The following is a 1,191-nucleotide window of genomic DNA, read 5'->3' as shown; positions in this document are numbered from 1 at the left end:
CTCGCCGATAAGCGAGCCAAATTTGTTTTTTTAAGGTTGTTCAAAAGTCTTGCAGTTTTTTCTCAATGGCCAGAATAATTTTTTCAGCCTTGAGTGATGAAAAAGGAATAGCATGTTTGGCAAATTTCTCCGCTGCCATGCGCACAGCTTCGCGCAATGCCCCCACAATAAACTCACGGATACCTTCGCCATCAGCCACTCTTTGTGGTACGGCAATTTGTATTACCACACCTTTTTCTTTTTTGGAGAAATAGCCATATTTAAAACCTTCAAAGTCAGGTTTTGATATTGAACCGGGTACGATAAAGACGGGATTGATAAAAGCCTCTTTACCACTATCATATTCTTCATCCCTTTCTTCTGTTGCAACACCTGATGTAATGCGTAATGCCAGTTGAATTGAGGAACCATCGAGTTCTGGTCCTTTGTAATGATTTCCAATCGTTATCATTATTCACCTCTTGCTTTTCTGGTGGCTTTGGCCCAAGGTTCCTTATTAAGAGGCCCCGGATTTTGGGTAACCAGCTCACGTTCCTTTTTCAGCATATCAGCACGGGTGCCAGAATCAATTTCTCTGATGTCTTTATTTTTCATATAGTTCTTTGTATACCGTTTACTGGGATTTTGTGAAATTCCATATTTTAGAAATTCGCCTTTATCTGTTGACAGCTCATAAAGATAAGCTGGTTTTGGTGAGTGTTTTGAATTGCCATGAATGGCTTTTACAGCCGCCTTCCCGCTTTTTCCAAGCGCTTTTCCGGGAGGCCCGAAAATTCCCACTCCTGCCGCTGCAATATTTGTCCATGTCGGGTCTTGGTAGGCTTCGTAGAACCCTTTAACTCCACCAACGATAGGGGTGTAATCCAGTGCGGTATTGACCACTTCTCCCCATTGTCCTGTCGGGTCAACGAGGTTAACGGGGTCGTTGCCGGTATGGGCATAGAGGTTCAGGCCATCCTCTGTTCCGGCGGGGTCAGTCTGCAAAAAGCGGCCCAGAGCGGGAGAGTAATAGCGTGCCCGGTTGTAAGACAGGCCGGTTTCAGGATCAATACGCCGACCGGCAAAGCGGAAAGCCGCATTACCGGGATCACTCTCTAACCCATAAGCAGTATAGCCGTGTTTTTCTATTACCTCACCTTGCGCATTGGTAAGGGCAATGGTCGAGCCTAACGCATCCTGAAAATAAAAATT

2 protein-coding genes are annotated in these 1,191 nt (G+C 45.3%); both read right to left on the bottom strand.

Going from position 1 to position 1,191, the window contains the following annotated elements; genetic code table 11:
• Positions 1 to 40: 40 nt before the first annotated feature.
• Positions 41 to 451, bottom strand: a complete 411-nt coding sequence (locus AAC147_RS12075; RefSeq protein WP_047686686.1) for a hypothetical protein — start codon at positions 449 to 451, stop codon at positions 41 to 43.
• Positions 451 to 1,191, bottom strand: a 741-nt coding sequence (locus AAC147_RS12070) for an RHS repeat-associated core domain-containing protein (RefSeq protein WP_047686683.1), incomplete at its 5' end; no start/stop codon positions are given. The genes AAC147_RS12075 and AAC147_RS12070, both read right to left, overlap by 1 nt.

Origin of the sequence: Xenorhabdus sp. NBAII XenSa04, assembly GCF_963866145.1 — a bacterium.
Classification (GTDB): domain Bacteria; phylum Pseudomonadota; class Gammaproteobacteria; order Enterobacterales; family Enterobacteriaceae; genus Xenorhabdus; species Xenorhabdus indica.
Note: the sequence above shows the minus strand (reverse complement) of the source record. Positions and strands in the feature narration are given on the sequence as shown.